The sequence below is a fragment of the Pseudomonas gingeri genome (assembly GCF_013385635.1).
Taxonomy (GTDB): Bacteria; Pseudomonadota; Gammaproteobacteria; order Pseudomonadales; family Pseudomonadaceae; genus Aquipseudomonas; species Aquipseudomonas gingeri_A.
Window position 1 is genome coordinate 27,166 of record NZ_JACAPR010000033.1, and the last position, 16,384, is coordinate 43,549.

Annotated in this window: 12 protein-coding genes and 4 tRNA genes; all 16 read right to left on the reverse strand. The window is 57.5% G+C overall.

Annotation, left to right across the window (positions count from 1 at the left end):
* Positions 1 to 217 precede the first annotated feature (217 nt).
* The 16 genes from rpoC to birA all read right to left on the reverse strand — a co-directional run bounded on the left by rpoC (position 218) and on the right by birA (position 16,109).
* Positions 218 to 4,417, reverse strand: a complete 4,200-nt coding sequence (rpoC, locus tag HX851_RS31435; RefSeq protein ID WP_177058165.1) for a DNA-directed RNA polymerase subunit beta' — start codon at positions 4,415 to 4,417, stop codon at positions 218 to 220.
* 64 nt (positions 4,418 to 4,481) lie between these two features.
* A complete protein-coding gene (gene rpoB, locus HX851_RS31440; protein ID WP_177058164.1) occupies positions 4,482 to 8,555 on the reverse strand; it encodes a DNA-directed RNA polymerase subunit beta in 4,074 nt (1,357 codons plus the stop codon).
* 220 nt (positions 8,556 to 8,775) lie between these two features.
* On the reverse strand, positions 8,776 to 9,141 hold the full coding sequence (gene rplL, locus HX851_RS31445) for a 50S ribosomal protein L7/L12 (RefSeq protein WP_177058163.1): 366 nt from the start codon (positions 9,139 to 9,141) through the stop codon (positions 8,776 to 8,778).
* A gap of 79 nt (positions 9,142 to 9,220) precedes the next feature.
* The gene (rplJ, locus tag HX851_RS31450; RefSeq protein ID WP_177058162.1) at positions 9,221 to 9,721 is read right to left on the reverse strand and encodes a 50S ribosomal protein L10; all 501 of its coding nucleotides are present in this window, start codon (positions 9,719 to 9,721) and stop codon (positions 9,221 to 9,223) included.
* A gap of 198 nt (positions 9,722 to 9,919) precedes the next feature.
* Positions 9,920 to 10,615, reverse strand: coding sequence for a 50S ribosomal protein L1 (gene rplA / locus HX851_RS31455; protein WP_177058161.1), 696 nt, complete (start codon positions 10,613 to 10,615; stop codon positions 9,920 to 9,922).
* Positions 10,615 to 11,046, reverse strand: coding sequence for a 50S ribosomal protein L11 (gene rplK / locus HX851_RS31460; RefSeq protein WP_003176435.1), 432 nt, complete (start codon positions 11,044 to 11,046; stop codon positions 10,615 to 10,617). Before rplK ends, rplA begins: the two co-directional genes overlap by 1 nt.
* A 117-nt stretch (positions 11,047 to 11,163) precedes the next feature.
* Entirely contained in the window at positions 11,164 to 11,697 is a 534-nt protein-coding gene (nusG, locus tag HX851_RS31465; RefSeq protein WP_010443972.1) for a transcription termination/antitermination protein NusG, read from the reverse strand.
* Positions 11,698 to 11,706: 9 nt separating this feature from the next.
* Positions 11,707 to 12,075: a preprotein translocase subunit SecE gene (secE, locus tag HX851_RS31470; protein ID WP_017123213.1), complete on the reverse strand. Its 369-nt coding sequence runs from the start codon at positions 12,073 to 12,075 to the stop codon at positions 11,707 to 11,709.
* Positions 12,076 to 12,120: 45 nt separating this feature from the next.
* Positions 12,121 to 12,196, reverse strand: a tRNA-Trp gene (locus HX851_RS31475).
* 54 nt (positions 12,197 to 12,250) lie between these two features.
* Entirely contained in the window at positions 12,251 to 13,444 is a 1,194-nt protein-coding gene (tuf, locus tag HX851_RS31480; protein WP_177058160.1) for an elongation factor Tu, read from the reverse strand.
* A gap of 84 nt (positions 13,445 to 13,528) precedes the next feature.
* Positions 13,529 to 13,604, reverse strand: a tRNA-Thr gene (locus tag HX851_RS31485).
* 26 nt (positions 13,605 to 13,630) lie between these two features.
* A tRNA-Gly gene (locus HX851_RS31490) sits at positions 13,631 to 13,704 on the reverse strand.
* Between the two features lie 26 nt (positions 13,705 to 13,730).
* Positions 13,731 to 13,815, reverse strand: a tRNA-Tyr gene (locus HX851_RS31495).
* Positions 13,816 to 13,956: 141 nt separating this feature from the next.
* Positions 13,957 to 14,403 carry a hypothetical protein gene (locus HX851_RS31500; RefSeq protein WP_177066138.1) on the reverse strand — a complete coding sequence of 149 codons (447 nt, stop codon included), beginning with the start codon at positions 14,401 to 14,403 and terminating at the stop codon, positions 13,957 to 13,959.
* Between the two features lie 7 nt (positions 14,404 to 14,410).
* On the reverse strand, positions 14,411 to 15,160 hold the full coding sequence (locus tag HX851_RS31505; RefSeq protein WP_177058158.1) for a pantothenate kinase: 750 nt from the start codon (positions 15,158 to 15,160) through the stop codon (positions 14,411 to 14,413).
* Positions 15,150 to 16,109: a bifunctional biotin--[acetyl-CoA-carboxylase] ligase/biotin operon repressor BirA gene (birA, locus tag HX851_RS31510; RefSeq protein WP_177066139.1), complete on the reverse strand. Its 960-nt coding sequence runs from the start codon at positions 16,107 to 16,109 to the stop codon at positions 15,150 to 15,152. Before birA ends, HX851_RS31505 begins: the two co-directional genes overlap by 11 nt.
* Positions 16,110 to 16,384 lie beyond the last annotated feature (275 nt).

The window sequence follows — 16,384 nt, forward strand, 5'->3', positions numbered from 1 at the left end:
CTACTAGCTCCACTGTTGTCTTGCGACGCTATTGTCTTGCAAGAAAAGCAAAATGGCGGGAACGAATCCCCGCCAAATTTAGGGGTACAAGAGTCTAAAGAGGATCTTGTCCCCAGTCAAGACAAGGCCCCGGCCTCCCCTCCCCGTCCATCGCAACAAAAAATGTCGCGATAGTCGGGAAAAAGCTGCCAGGGCCCCGCTTTCACTGCGACAGAACTCAGTTACCGCTCGAGTTCAGCGCTTCGGTCAGTGCAGCTTCCACTTCACTGGCGCTTACGCGCAACGGTTTGTCCAGTTCACGGCGGCGCTTGCGCTCGCTGTGGTAGGCCAGACCGGTACCAGCCGGGATCAGACGACCCACGACCACGTTTTCTTTCAGGCCGCGCAGGTAGTCGCGCTTGCCGGTAACGGCCGCCTCGGTCAGTACACGGGTGGTCTCTTGGAAAGAGGCCGCCGAGATGAACGATTCGGTCGACAACGACGCCTTGGTGATACCCAGCAACACGCGAGTGAACTTGGACACGAACTTGTCTTCGGTCGCCAGACGCTCGTTTTCCACCAGCACGTGAGTCAGCTCCATCTGGTCGCCCTTGATGAAGGTGGAATCGCCGGATTCAGCGATCTCAACTTTACGCAGCATCTGGCGCAGGATGGTCTCGATGTGCTTGTCGTTGATCTTCACGCCTTGCAGACGGTAAACGTCCTGGATCTCGTTGACGATGTACTTGGCCAGCGCACTCACACCCAGCAGACGCAGGATGTCGTGTGGATCGCTCGGACCGTCGGAGATGACTTCGCCGCGGTTCACTTGTTCGCCTTCGAAGACGTTCAGGTGACGCCACTTCGGAATCAGCTCCTCGTACGGATCGCTACCGTCGTTCGGGGTAATGACCAGACGGCGCTTGCCCTTGGTCTCCTTACCGAACGCGATGGTGCCGCTGACTTCAGCCAGAATCGAGGCCTCTTTCGGACGACGGGCTTCGAACAAGTCGGCAACACGCGGCAGACCACCGGTGATGTCACGGGTCTTCGAAGTCTCTTGCGGAATACGCGCGATAACATCACCGATCGCGATTTTCGCACCATCCGCCACACCGACCAGGGCGTTGGCTGGCAGGAAGTACTGAGCGATTACGTCAGTGCCTGGCAGCAACAGATCCTTGCCGTTGTCATCAACCATCTTCACCGCAGGACGAATATCCTTGCCGGCCGCAGGACGGTCTTTGGCGTCGAGCACTTCAATGTTGGTCATACCGGTCAATTCGTCTGTCTGACGCTTGATCGTGATGCCTTCTTCCATGCCCACGTAGGTCACGGTACCTTTCATTTCGGTAACGATCGGGTGAGTGTGCGGATCCCACTTGGCCACGATTGCGCCAGCGTCGACCTTGTCGCCTTCCTTGACCGAAATCACCGCACCGTACGGCAGCTTGTAACGCTCACGCTCACGACCGTAGTCGTCAGCGATCGCCAGCTCACCGGAACGGGATACCGCAACCAGGTGACCGTCAACACGCTCAACGTGCTTCAGGTTATGCAGGCGGACAGTACCGCCATTTTTCACCTGAACGCTGTCGGCTGCCGAGGTCCGGCTTGCCGCACCACCGATGTGGAACGTACGCATGGTCAGTTGGGTACCCGGCTCACCGATGGACTGGGCAGCGATAACGCCGACCGCTTCACCGATGTTCACCTGGTGACCACGAGCCAAGTCACGGCCGTAGCACTTGGCACAGATGCCATAACGGGTTTCGCAGCTGATTGGCGAGCGCACGATGACTTCGTCGATGCTGTTCAGCTCGATGAATTCAACCCACTTCTCGTCAACCAGGGTGCCAGCAGGAACGATGACGTCCTCGGTACCTGGCTTGAATACGTCACGAGCAATGACTCGACCCAGAACGCGCTCACCCAGTGGCTCTACGACGTCGCCGCCTTCGATGTGCGGCGTCATCAGCAAGCCGTGCTCGGTACCGCAGTCGATCTCGGTCACGACCAGGTCTTGTGCGACGTCTACCAGACGACGAGTCAGGTAACCGGAGTTCGCGGTTTTCAACGCGGTATCCGCCAGACCCTTACGAGCACCGTGAGTCGAGATGAAGTACTGGAGTACGCTCAGACCTTCACGGAAGTTCGCGGTAATCGGCGTTTCGATGATGGAACCGTCCGGCTTGGCCATCAGGCCACGCATACCGGCGAGCTGACGGATCTGCGCGGCAGAACCCCGTGCGCCCGAGTCGGCCATCATGTACATCGAGTTGAAGGACTCCTGGTCGACTTCGACACCATGACGGTCGATGACTTTCTCTTTCGAGAGGTTGGCCATCATCGCCTTGGAAACTTCGTCGTTCGCCTTGGACCACAAGTCGATCACTTTGTTGTACTTCTCGCCCTGGGTTACCAGGCCGGAGGCGTACTGACTTTCGATCTCTTTCACTTCGTCGGTGGCAGCACCGATGATGCGGGCCTTTTCATCCGGGATAACGAAGTCGTTAACACCGATGGAAACGCCGGAAATGGTCGAATAGGCAAAACCGGTGTACATCAACTGGTCAGCGAAGATCACGGTCTCTTTCAGACCAACCACGCGGTAGCACTGGTTGATCAGCTTGGAGATCGCCTTCTTCTTCATCGGCAGGTTGACGACATCGTACGACAGGCCGGCCGGAACCACCTGGAACAGCAGCGCGCGACCGACAGTGGTGTCGACGATGCGAGTGTTCTTGACGCTGCCGCCATCACGGTCGTTCACGGTTTCGGTGATACGAACCTTGATCTTGGCGTGCAGGGCGGCTTCGCCGGCGCGGAATACGCGGTCGACTTCCTGCAGGTCCGCGAAGATACGACCTTCGCCCTTGGCGTTGATCGCCTCACGGGTCATGTAGTACAGACCCAATACAACGTCCTGCGACGGAACGATGATCGGCTCACCGTTGGCTGGCGACAGGATGTTGTTGGTCGACATCATCAACGCACGCGCTTCCAACTGGGCTTCCAGTGTCAGCGGTACGTGCACGGCCATTTGGTCGCCGTCGAAGTCGGCGTTGTACGCAGCACAGACCAGAGGGTGCAGCTGGATAGCCTTGCCTTCGATCAGTACCGGTTCAAACGCCTGGATACCCAGACGGTGAAGGGTCGGTGCACGGTTGAGCAGCACGGGGTGCTCGCGAATCACTTCGGCGAGAACGTCCCATACCTCTGGCAGCTCGCGCTCGACCATCTTCTTGGCAGCCTTGATGGTGGTCGCGAGACCACGCATTTCCAGCTTGCCGAAAATGAACGGCTTGAACAGTTCGAGGGCCATCTTCTTCGGCAGACCGCACTGGTGCAGACGCAGGGTCGGACCTACGGTAATTACCGAACGACCCGAGTAGTCAACACGCTTACCGAGCAAGTTCTGACGGAAACGACCCTGCTTACCCTTGATCATGTCAGCCAGGGATTTCAGAGGACGCTTGTTCGAACCGGTGATGGCGCGACCGCGACGACCGTTGTCCAGCAGGGCGTCCACGGCTTCCTGCAGCATGCGCTTTTCGTTGCGCACGATGATATCGGGAGCGGACAGGTCCAGCAGGCGCTTCAAACGGTTGTTACGGTTGATCACCCGACGATACAGATCGTTGAGGTCGGAAGTCGCGAAGCGGCCGCCGTCCAGCGGAACCAGTGGACGCAGGTCTGGCGGCAGAACCGGCAGAACGGTCAACACCATCCACTCAGGCAGGTTGCCGGAACCCTGGAAGGCTTCCATCAACTTCAGGCGCTTGGACAGCTTCTTGATCTTGGTTTCCGAGTTGGTTTGCGGAATTTCTTCGCGCAGACGGCCAATCTCGTGCTCCAGGTCGATCGCGTGCAGCAGCTCACGGACAGCCTCGGCACCCATGCGGGCGTCGAAATCGTCACCGAACTCTTCGAGGGCTTCGAAGTACTGCTCGTCGTTCAGCAGCTGGCCTTTTTCAAGGGTGGTCATGCCCGGATCGATAACGACATAGCTCTCGAAGTAGAGAACGCGTTCGATATCACGCAGGGTCATGTCCATCAGCAGGCCGATACGGCTTGGCAGGGACTTCAGGAACCAGATGTGGGCAACCGGCGAAGCCAGTTCGATGTGCGCCATGCGCTCACGACGAACCTTGGCCAGCGCGACTTCAACGCCGCACTTCTCGCAGATCACACCACGGTGCTTCAAGCGCTTGTACTTACCGCACAGGCACTCGTAATCCTTTACCGGGCCAAAGATCTTGGCGCAGAACAGGCCGTCACGCTCTGGTTTGAACGTACGGTAGTTGATGGTTTCCGGCTTTTTAACTTCACCGAACGACCACGAACGGATCATCTCAGGCGATGCCAATCCGATACGGATGGCGTCGAACTCTTCGACTTGACCCTGGTTTTTCAGCAAATTCAGTAGGTCTTTCAAGGCCTTTCCTCCTGGCGGAGCAGAGAGCGGGCAGTCCTGCCCCGCTCTCGATTCGCGTCACGTGTTATTCGGTTTCCAGATCGATATCGATGCCGAGGGAACGAATTTCCTTGATCAACACGTTGAAGGACTCGGGCATGCCCGGCTCCATACGGTGATCGCCGTCCACGATGTTCTTGTACATCTTGGTCCGACCGTTCACATCGTCCGACTTCACTGTGAGCATTTCTTGCAGAGTGTATGCAGCACCGTATGCTTCCAGTGCCCAGACCTCCATCTCCCCGAAACGCTGACCACCGAACTGCGCCTTACCACCCAGCGGCTGCTGGGTAACCAGGCTGTACGAACCGGTAGAACGGGCGTGCATCTTGTCGTCTACCAAGTGGTTCAGCTTCAGCATGTACATGTAGCCAACGGTAACCGGACGCTCGAACTTGTTGCCGGTACGGCCGTCGAACAGTTGCATCTGGCCGCTTTCCGGCAGGTCTGCCAGTTTCAGCATGGCCTTGATTTCAACTTCCTTGGCACCGTCGAATACCGGAGTGGCCATTGGCACACCAGCTCGCAGGTTCTTCGCCAGATCCAGGATTTCCTGGTCGGAGAAGGTATCCAGCTCTTCGTTGCGGCCGCCGATCTCGTTGTAGATCTCGTGCAGGAACTTGCGCAGGTCAGCAACCTTGCGCTGCTCCTCGATCATGCGGTTGATCTTCTCGCCCAGACCTTTGGCCGCGAGGCCCAGGTGGGTTTCGAGGATCTGGCCGACGTTCATACGCGATGGTACGCCCAGCGGGTTGAGGACGACATCGACCGGGGTGCCATTGGCATCGTGCGGCATGTCTTCAACCGGCATGATCACGGAGACCACACCCTTGTTACCGTGACGACCGGCCATCTTGTCACCCGGCTGGATGCGACGACGGATTGCCAGGTAGACCTTGACGATCTTCAGTACGCCCGGAGCCAGGTCATCACCTTGCTGCAGCTTGCGCTTCTTGTCTTCGAACTTGTCGTCCAGCAGACGGCGGCGATCGACGATGTAGGCCTGGGCCTTCTCGAGTTGCTCGTTCAAAGCATCTTCAGCCATGCGCAGTTTGAACCACTGGCCGTGCTCAAGACCGTCGAGGATCTCGTTGGTGATCTCCTGGCCTTTCTTCAGGCCGGCGCCGCCTTCGGCGGTGTGACCGACCAGGGCGGAACGCAGACGCTCGAAAGTCGCGCCTTCAACGATACGGAACTCCTCGTTGAGGTCCTTGCGGATCTCGTCGAGCTGGCTCTTCTCGATGGACAGGGCACGGCTGTCGCGCTCAACACCATCACGGGTGAAGACCTGTACGTCGATGACGGTACCCTTGGTGCCGGTCGGCACGCGCAGGGAGGTGTCTTTGACGTCGCTGGCCTTCTCACCGAAGATCGCACGCAACAGTTTTTCTTCCGGAGTCAGCTGGGTCTCGCCTTTCGGAGTGACTTTGCCGACCAGGATGTCGCCAGGGCCGACTTCGGCGCCGACGTAGACGATACCGGCTTCGTCCAGCTTGTTCAGTGCAGCCTCACCCACGTTCGGGATGTCCGCAGTGATTTCCTCTGGGCCAAGCTTGGTGTCACGGGCCACACAGGTCAGTTCCTGGATGTGGATCGTGGTGAAGCGATCTTCCTGAACAACGCGTTCCGACAGGCAGATGGAGTCTTCGAAGTTGAAGCCGTTCCATGCCATGAAGGCGATGCGCATGTTCTGACCCAGCGCCAGTTCACCCATGTCGGTGGACGGGCCGTCGGCCATGATGTCGCTGCGCTGAACGCGATCACCCTTGCTTACCAGCGGACGCTGGTTGATGCAGGTGTTCTGGTTCGAGCGGGTGTATTTGGTCAGGTTGTAGATGTCGACACCGGCTTCGCCCGGCTCAACTTCGTCATCGGCAACACGAACCACGATACGGCTGGCATCGACGGAGTCGATCACGCCACCACGACGAGCCACGACGCAGACGCCGGAGTCACGGGCAACGTTGCGCTCCATGCCGGTACCTACCAGCGGCTTGTCGGCACGCAGGGTCGGTACAGCCTGACGCTGCATGTTCGAACCCATCAACGCACGGTTGGCGTCGTCGTGCTCGAGGAACGGAATCAGCGACGCGGCAACCGAAACTACCTGCTTCGGCGAAACGTCCATCAGGGTGACGTCTTCCGGCGCCTTGACGGTGAATTCGTTCAGGTGACGAACAGCTACCAGCTCGTCGATCAGCACTTTCTTGTCGTTCATCGTGGCCGAAGCCTGGGCGATCACGTGATCGGCCTCTTCGATGGCGGACAGGAACACGATCTCGTCGGTGACCAGAGCGTCTTTCACCACGCGGTACGGGCTCTCGAGGAAGCCATACTGGTTGGTGCGCGCATAGGCGGCCAGGGAGTTGATCAGACCGATGTTCGGACCTTCCGGCGTTTCGATCGGGCAAACACGACCGTAGTGCGTCGGGTGTACGTCACGAACTTCGAAGCCTGCGCGCTCACGGGTCAGACCACCAGGGCCGAGTGCGGAGACACGACGCTTGTGAGTGATCTCGGACAGCGGGTTGTTCTGGTCCATGAACTGCGACAGCTGGCTGGAACCGAAGAACTCCTTCACCGCGGCAGCCACTGGCTTGGCGTTGATCAGGTCCTGCGGCATCAGGCCTTCGCTTTCAGCCATCGACAGACGTTCCTTGACCGCGCGCTCAACACGCACCAGGCCAACACGGAACTGGTTTTCGGCCATTTCGCCCACGCAGCGAACACGACGGTTACCCAGGTGGTCGATGTCATCGACGATGCCTTTGCCGTTACGGATGTCGACCAGGGTCTTCAGCACCGCAACGATGTCTTCCTTGCACAACACGCCCGAACCTTCGATCTCGGTACGACCGATACGACGGTTGAACTTCATCCGGCCGACCGCAGACAGGTCATAACGCTCAGGGCTGAAGAACAGGTTGTTGAACAGGGTCTCGGCGGCATCCTTGGTCGGCGGCTCACCAGGACGCATCATGCGATAGATCTCGACCAGCGCTTCCAGTTGGTTGCTGGTGGAGTCGATCTTCAGCGTGTCGGAGATGAACGGGCCGCAGTCGATGTCGTTGGTGTACAGCGTCTCGATGCGAACAACCTGGGCCTTGGCGATTTTCGCCAGGATCTCGGTGTTCAGCTCGGTGTTGCACTCTGCCAGGATTTCGCCGGTAGCCGGATGCACGATGACCTTGGCGGTAGTGCGACCCAGGACGTAGTCCAGCGGCACTTCCAGCTCTTTGATCCCGGCTTTTTCCAGCTGGTTGATGTGGCGAGCAGTAATACGACGACCCTGCTCGACAATAACCTTGCCCTTGTCATCCAGGATATCGAGGACTGCGATCTCACCGCGCAGGCGCTGAGGTACCAGCTCCAGGCTCAGGGTTTCGCCCTTAACGTGGAATACGTTGGTGGTGTAGAACGCGTCGAGGACTTCTTCAGTGCCGTAGCCCAGAGCGCGCAGCAGCACGGAAGCCGGCAGCTTGCGACGACGGTCGATACGCACGAAGACGCAGTCTTTCGGGTCGAACTCGAAGTCCAGCCACGAACCGCGGTATGGAATGATCCGCGCGGAGTACAGCAGTTTGCCGGAGCTGTGCGTCTTGCCGCGGTCGTGGTCGAAGAACACGCCCGGGGAACGGTGCAGTTGGGAAACGATTACGCGCTCGGTACCGTTGATAACGAAGGTACCGTTTTCAGTCATCAGGGGAATTTCACCCATGTAGACTTCTTGCTCTTTGATGTCCTTGATCGCTTTGTTCGACGATTCTTTGTCGAAAATGATCAGGCGCACTTTCACCCGCAGCGGAACCGCATAGGTCACGCCGCGCAATACGCATTCCTTGACATCAAAGGCCGGTTCGCCCAGACGATAGCCAACGTACTCCAGAGCAGCGTTGCCGGAGTAGCTGATGATCGGGAAAACGGATTTGAAGGCCGCATGCAGACCGACGTCACGGAACTGGTCCTTGGTCGCGCCCGCCTGCAAGAATTCGCGATACGAATCCAGCTGGATAGCCAAGAGGTACGGTACGTCCATGACGTCCGGCAACTTGCTAAAGTCCTTGCGGATACGTTTTTTCTCAGTATATGAGTAAGCCATCAGCGTTCCCCAGCTTGGTCACCTGCTTGTTTGGCCTCTCCCGACGGGAGCAGCCAGAAAATCGTGCAAACCCCTTGGTCTGCGCCACCGCATCGGGTGGTTGAAGCACGTTAGAGGCGCCGACCGAGTCGACCGCCAATAACGGAAAAAGGCCGGTGGCAAGAGCCACCAGCCATCAGCCTGTCGCTTAACGCTCGGGCTGGAGACGCACAGTCGAAAGTTACTTAACTTCGACTTCAGCGCCTGCTTCTTTCAACGTAGCAGCAGCTTTGTCAGCGGCGTCTTTGGCAACGGCTTCCAGGATAACCTGAGGAGCGGTGTCAACCTTCTCCTTGGCTTCTTTCAGGCCCAGGCCGGTCAGTTCACGTACAGCCTTGATGACGTTGACTTTCTTCTCGCCAGCGGCCTTCAGGATAACGTTGAACTCGGTTTGCTCTTCAACAACAGCGGCAGCAGCAGCTGGGCCAGCCGAAGCGGCGGCAGCGGTCACACCGAAGGTTTCTTCCATTGCTTTGATCAGCTCAACAACTTCCAGAACGGTTTTCTGGCCGATTGCTTCGATGATTTGTTCGTTAGTCAGAGACATGACTCAATTCCTGAATTGGGGGATAGCCTGTACGGCCATCGAAATAAACAAAAATACGCGAGAAAGGAAACGCTCAGCCTCAGGCTGCGGCAGCTTCTTTCTGGTCGCGGATTGCCGCCAGAGTACGAGCCAGTTTGCTGGTAGCGCCTTGAATCACGCTCATCAGCTGGGAAATGGCTTCGTCACGGGTTGGCAGGCTTGCCAGCACGTCGATCTGGTTCGCTGCGAGGAACTTGCCCTCGAACGCAGCTGCCTTGATCTCGAACTTGTTCTGACCCTTGGCGAACTCTTTGAAAATACGGGCAGCAGCGCCCGGATGTTCCTTGGAGAACGCAATCAGGGTAGGGCCGGTGAACACGTCGTTGAGAACACTGTATTCAGTGTCAGCAACAGCGCGCTTGAGCAGGGTGTTACGTACGACACGCACGTATACGCCAGCTTCACGAGCCTCTTTACGGAGTCCGGTCATTGCGCCTACTGTTACGCCACGGGCATCAGCCACGACAGCGGACAGAGCGACTTTGGCAGCCTCGTTGACTTCAGCGACGATGGCCTTCTTGTCTTCGAGATTAATTGCCACGGGTTCAACTCCTGCTTGTTACCGTTTCATCTGGCCGAAGCCGGATGTCGTTTTGGTGTCTGATTCGGTAAGGAACCGGGAGCACCATCTGCGTAGGCTTGTGGTTTAAGACTTGCGTCGCCTACGGTCTTGGATAGCCCCCGCCAGGCAGGGACCCCAATTTTTCAATGGATGCAATCGCTTGCACCCACCTTTGTCTTACGCGTCCAGCGAGCTCTGGTCGATGACCAGACCTGGGCCCATGGTGGTGCTCAGGGTAACGCGCTTGACGTAGATACCTTTCGAAGAAGCTGGCTTGATACGCTTCAGGTCGGCGATCAGGGCTTCAACGTTTTCCTTCAGCTTGACGGCGTCGAAACCGACCTTGCCAACGGAAGTGTGGATAATGCCGTTTTTGTCGGTGCGATAACGAACCTGACCAGCCTTGGCGTTCTTGACCGCGGTAGCTACGTCTGGGGTCACGGTGCCGACTTTAGGGTTAGGCATCAGGCCACGTGGACCGAGGATCTGACCCAGTTGACCTACGACACGCATTGCGTCCGGGGAAGCAATGACCACGTCATAGTTCAGGTCGCCGCCTTTCATTTCGGCAGCCAGGTCGTCCATGCCAACGCGATCGGCGCCGGCAGCCAGAGCAGCTTCAGCAGCTGGACCCTGGGTGAACACGGCAACACGAACGGTCTTGCCAGTGCCGTGTGGCAGCACGGTAGCGCTACGTACGACCTGGTCGGATTTACGTGGGTCAACGCCCAGGTTTACAGCAACGTCAACGGACTCGCTGAACTTGACAGTCGACAGCTCGGTCAGCAGAGCGGCGGCGTCTACAAAGTTGTAGGCCTTGCCTGCTTCGATTTTGCCGGCGATAGCCTTTTGGCGCTTGGTCAGCTTAGCCATTACACACCCTCCACGTTAAGGCCCATGCTACGAGCAGAACCGGCGATGGTACGCACGGCTGCATCCATATCAGCTGCAGTCAGATCCGCGTTTTTGGTTTTCGCGATTTCTTCCAGCTGAGCACGGGTCACGGTGCCAACCTTAACGGTGTTAGGACGAGCAGAACCACTGGTCAGGCCAGCAGCTTTCTTCAACAAAACCGAAGCCGGGGTCGACTTGGTTTCGAAGGTGAAGCTACGGTCGCTGTAGACAGTGATGATCACTGGAGTCGGCAGACCTGGCTCAAGACCCTGGGTACGGGCGTTGAAGGCCTTGCAGAATTCCATGATGTTCACGCCGTGCTGACCCAGAGCTGGACCGACGGGTGGGCTAGGGTTGGCCTGGGCGGCCTTCACTTGCAGCTTGATGTAAGCGGTAATCTTCTTGGCCATGAGGCACTCCAATTACGGGTTCGAACGCCTCGAAAGGCTCCCCGGTTACTTGCGCGTTTATCCCAGTGACGACAAAACCCCACAGCCTAGGGCTGTGGGGTTGGGATGCTTGCTCAGCTAGACCTTCTCGACCTGACTGAACTCCAACTCTACCGGAGTAGAGCGACCGAAAATGAGCACCGCGACCTGGATCCGGCTCTTCTCGTAGTTAACTTCTTCGACCGTGCCGTTGAAATCCGCGAACGGACCGTCGGTAACACGTACCACTTCACCCGGCTCGAACAACGTCTTCGGTTTCGGCTTGTCGCTACCATCAGCGACGCGACGCAGAATGGCCTCGGCCTCTTTGTCGGTGATTGGCGCAGGCTTGTCGGCGGTACCGCCAATAAAGCCCATCACCCGAGGAGTATCCTTGACCAAGTGCCAAGTACCCTCGTTCATATCCATCTGTACCAGCACGTAACCAGGGAAGAACTTGCGTTCGCTTTTGCGTTTCTGGCCATTACGCATTTCCACTACTTCTTCAGTAGGGACCAGAATTTCGCCGAAGCCATCTTCCATGCCTGCCAGCTTTACTCGCTCGATCAACGAGCGCATGACATGCTTCTCGTAACCCGAGTAAGCATGCACAACGTACCAACGCTTAGCCACGGGACACCCTTAGCCAACAATCAAGGAAACAAGCCAGCCGAGCAGGGAATCAAGCCCCCACAACAGCAACGCCATAACCAGCACCACAGCCACGACAATCAATGTGGTCTGCGTGGTTTCTTGGCGAGTCGGCCATACGACTTTACGGATTTCGGTGCGAGCTTCCTTGGCCAGTACAAAGAACGACTTGCCTTTGGCGGTCTGCAGGCCTACAAAGGCAGCTACAGCAGCAATGACAAGCAGCGCAAGTACACGGTACAGGATCGGCGAACCAGCGTAATACTGGTTGCCAACAACACCAATCACCACCAGAGCGACTACTACGAGCCACTTGAGAAGATCGAAGCGAGAGCCTTGGGCTTCAGTGTTGGAGGTCATCTAAGAGGATCCTGTGAAAAGAAAGCCAGACACACCGAGTGAATCTGGCAGGTCAGGAGGGAATCGAACCCCCAACCTACGGTTTTGGAGACCGTCGCTCTGCCAATTGAGCTACTGACCTAAAACTTGAATCAGGCCGACCATTATGTCGGCCTGAGAGAGGTATTTCAACTACTTATTCGATTACTTTTGCTACGACACCAGCGCCGACGGTACGACCGCCTTCACGGATAGCGAAACGCAGACCATCTTCCATTGCAATGGTCTTGATCAGGGTAACAGTCATCTGAATGTTGTCACCCGGCATCACCATTTCAACGCCTTCCGGCAGCTCGCAGTTACCGGTCACGTCAGTGGTCCGGAAGTAGAACTGTGGACGATAGCCTTTGAAGAACGGAGTGTGGCGACCGCCTTCTTCCTTGCTCAACACATACACTTCTGCAGTGAACTTGGTGTGCGGCTTGACCGAACCCGGCTTGACCAGAACCTGGCCACGCTCGACATCGTCACGCTTGGTACCACGCAGCAGGACGCCGCAGTTCTCGCCAGCACGACCTTCGTCGAGCAGTTTGCGGAACATTTCAACACCGGTGCAGGTGGTGGTGGTGGTGTCACGCAGACCAACGATTTCCAGTGGATCCTGGACACGAACGATACCACGCTCGATACGACCAGTTACCACGGTGCCACGACCGGAGATCGAGAACACGTCTTCGATTGGCATCAGGAACGGCTTGTCGATAGCGCGCTCAGGCTCTGGAATGTAGCTATCCAGAGTTTCCACCAACTTCTTGACGGCAGTGGTGCCCATCTCGTTGTCGTCTTTGCCTTCCAGCGCCATACGAGCCGAACCGATGATGATTGGAGTGTCATCACCCGGGAAGTCGTAGGTGCTCAGCAGGTCGCGAACTTCCATCTCGACCAATTCCAGCAGCTCAGCATCATCTACCAGGTCAGCCTTGTTCAGGAAGACCACGATGTACGGAACGCCTACCTGGCGGGACAGCAGGATGTGCTCACGGGTTTGCGGCATCGGGCCATCAGCGGCCGAGCAAACCAGGATCGCACCATCCATCTGGGCAGCACCAGTGATCATGTTCTTCACGTAGTCAGCGTGACCCGGGCAGTCAACGTGAGCGTAGTGACGCAGAGCCGAGTCGTATTCAACGTGAGCGGTATTAATGGTAATGCCGCGAGCTTTCTCTTCCGGGGCGCTGTCGATTTTGTCGAACTCAACCTTGGCCGAACCGAAAACCTCGGAGCAGACGCGGGTCAGCGCAGCAGTCAGGGTGGTCTTACCATGGTCGACGTGACCAATGGTGCCAACGTTGACGTGCGGCTTATTACGTTCGAACTTTTCCTTAGCCATCGAAATCACCCTTAGGAGAAGAATTGAGCAAGCTACATCGACCATTAAAACAAAGGCAGATATTTGCATATCTGCCTTGTTATATGGAGCTCTTGAGCGGATTTGAACCGCTGACCTCACCCTTACCAAGGGTGTGCTCTACCAACTGAGCTACAAGAGCGAAACACTTTGCACAAACAGCAAACTTGGAGCGGGTAGCGGGAATCGAACCCGCATCATCAGCTTGGAAGGCTGAGGTTCTACCACTAAACTATACCCGCGGAGCTTGCTGCTTCCGCTGAAATTATGGTGGAGGGAGAAGGATTCGAACCTTCGAAGTCTGAGACGTCAGATTTACAGTCTGATCCCTTTGGCCGCTCGGGAACCCCTCCAATCGAGGCGCATTCTACATCATGCTGAACCCCTGTCAAGCAATTTCTCATTTAAAAATATGAGGTTAGCTGCGTTGACCTCGCTTCCCAGCCAGTTCCCCAAGAGGCGTTCACTGCGAAGCGGGCGCCATTCTATGCAAACTATTCGGCAGTTGCAATGCCTTCGCACAACATTATTTTGTGTTTTAACTCATTGAATTCTTTAGCAAGATTCTGCAGAGCGGTGTCATCCAGCAAATGCCGGCTTTCGGGTGCGATACGCAGCCAATAGCCCGCGGAATCAGGAATGGTCACCCGCTGTATCCGTGCCTTGATATCCATTCCCTGCAACCGCTGCTGAATCGACTGCGCGACGTCCTGACGCGCCACACCACCGACATAAAGACACTCGGACTCTTCTTCCTGGTCCCTGGCGGCCGTCTTGCGCGCCCCGGCATTATCCGACTCGCTCAACAACTGGATATCCTGGTGCGCACTGCGATAAAGCGACAAAGGAGCGACCTCCTTCGCCCGCAATGGAGCCTCCTGCTGATGCCAGACGTAATAGACACCATTGAGTACCAACAACAACAGAAACAACCAACGCATAGAAACCTCAGCTCAACGGGCAGGCAATCGACAGACCGACAAATACCAGATCAGGCACCCAACTGGCTCCGGGAACTACCTCGCTGACCAATGCGGCATCACCTCCCGTGAGGAATACCCTGAAGTCATCCCCCCAGTACTCGTGGGCCTGCTCCAACTGGGTGAGGACAAATCCCCGAAGCATCAACAGGCAACCCCGCTCCACCGCCTCGACAGTTTCCCGCCCGGGCGCCAGACTGGACAGCGCGCGCTCGGCGGCAACATCGTCATAGCGGATCCGCCGAGTATGGGTACGCAACTGATTACGCATCAACTGCATTCCAGGACAAATGAAGCCCCCCAGGTGCAAGCCGTCCTCGGCAACGAAATCGGCGGTCACTGCGGTGCCGAAATCCAGCACCAGGCACGGGCCGCCAGCCATCTGAAAGCCACCGAGCAAGGCCAGCCAGCGATCAAGCCCCAATCGCTCATGATCCTTGTAGCCATTGCACACACCGGCCATTTCTTTCGTGGGCTGCGCACAGAGCACCTCGACGCCGAAGGCATCGACAATGGCGACGACCAGACGCTCCGTTTCCTCTTCGGTACGCACACTGACCAGCCGGCACCGTGCCAACTTCAGCCCGGACTGTTCGCGCAACCGCTGCAACAACGCCTGATCGGAATCAACAACACCACCGGTGACCACCTCCCCGCCATCAGCCAGAATGACCCGCCACTTGATAAAGCTGTTACCGCAGTCGAGCTCAAGGATCATTGCGCAACCTCAGGCTGAGCTCACCACCACTGAAGGCTTTCTCGACACCCTCGACCCTCAGACGCAACGCACCTTGCAGATCGATACCGAGCACGGTGCCATCGATGATATTCGTACCGGCCACCAGCGAGACTTCACGCCCCTGCCAGAGATGATTCTGCTCCCACTCCGCTTGTATCGCGGCAAAGCCCGCTGCCTGGTGCCGCTGCAGATAGTCCTGGAGCTTTTCGCTCAGGGACGCGATCAACTGGTTGCGATCCACCGGACGCCCCGTCTCGAGCCGGGCGGATGTCCACTGCTGATCGACCTGATCGGCGACCTGCATATTGACGTTGATACCGATGCCAAGGACCACATGACAGACATCGGCCGGATCCCCGACAAGCTCCAGCAGAATGCCGGCGATCTTCTTGTTGCCCACCAGTACATCGTTCGGCCACTTCAGGCCCGCTCCCGGGATACCCAGCTCACGCAAGGCATGCAATACCGCAAGGCCGACCACCAGGCTCAAGCCCTCGAGCTGGCGCATTCCGCCATCAACCCTGAGTAGCAGGCTGTAATAGATATTCTCGGCGAATGGACTGACCCACTGGCGTCCGCGGCGACCACGGCCCGCCGTCTGCCGCTCGGCCACGACAACAAAGGGCACGCGCGCAGCACGCTCGACCAGACGCAGCGCTTCAGCATTGGTCGAGTCGATCGACTCATAGACATGCACCGGCCAGGTCGGCGAGGGCTTGGCCGCGACTATCGCTTGCTGATCAAGCAGCACCAGGGGAGAAGCCAGCTGATAACCACGACCACGAACCTTGTGGATCGACAGACCCAGCTCCGCCTCCAACTGCTGCAGTTGCTTCCAGACAGCGCTGCGACTGACGCCCAATGCGGCCCCAAGCGCCTCCCCGGAGTGAAATCGACCATCTTTCAGGAGTTTTAACAACGTCAGCATGCAGGTCTCGCCTCACAATGAGGCACGCATGATAGCCATGAGCCGAAGCCTTGCATACCGCGGGAGCCGGCCGAGCCGATCGCTCCCACACTCTGCGCACGATCGTTCCCACGCTCCGCGTATGATCGTTCCCACGCTCCGCGTGGGAATGCCTCTCTGGACGCTCTGCGTCCGCTTCTGTGACGCGGAGCGTCACGGGCTGCATTGCCCACGCGGAGCGTGGGAACGATCATCGACGGGTGTTTTCTTCGCGCAAAAACAAAACCCCAACTGCT

What these genes read in the sequence shown, in the direction of transcription:
- rpoB (WP_177058164.1), bottom strand. Translation starts at nt 8,555, where the DNA reads ATGGCTTACTCATATACTGAGAAAAAACGTATCCGCAAGGACTTTAGC.
- rplL (WP_177058163.1), bottom strand. Translation starts at nt 9,141, where the DNA reads ATGTCTCTGACTAACGAACAAATCATCGAAGCAATCGGCCAGAAAACC.
- rplA (WP_177058161.1), bottom strand. Translation starts at nt 10,615, where the DNA reads ATGGCTAAGCTGACCAAGCGCCAAAAGGCTATCGCCGGCAAAATCGAA.
- rplK (WP_003176435.1), bottom strand. Translation starts at nt 11,046, where the DNA reads ATGGCCAAGAAGATTACCGCTTACATCAAGCTGCAAGTGAAGGCCGCC.
- secE (WP_017123213.1), bottom strand. Translation starts at nt 12,075, where the DNA reads ATGACCTCCAACACTGAAGCCCAAGGCTCTCGCTTCGATCTTCTCAAG.
- tuf (WP_177058160.1), bottom strand. Translation starts at nt 13,444, where the DNA reads ATGGCTAAGGAAAAGTTCGAACGTAATAAGCCGCACGTCAACGTTGGC.
- HX851_RS31500 (WP_177066138.1), bottom strand. Translation starts at nt 14,403, where the DNA reads ATGCGTTGGTTGTTTCTGTTGTTGTTGGTACTCAATGGTGTCTATTAC.
- HX851_RS31505 (WP_177058158.1), bottom strand. Translation starts at nt 15,160, where the DNA reads ATGATCCTTGAGCTCGACTGCGGTAACAGCTTTATCAAGTGGCGGGTC.
- birA (WP_177066139.1), bottom strand. Translation starts at nt 16,109, where the DNA reads ATGCTGACGTTGTTAAAACTCCTGAAAGATGGTCGATTTCACTCCGGG.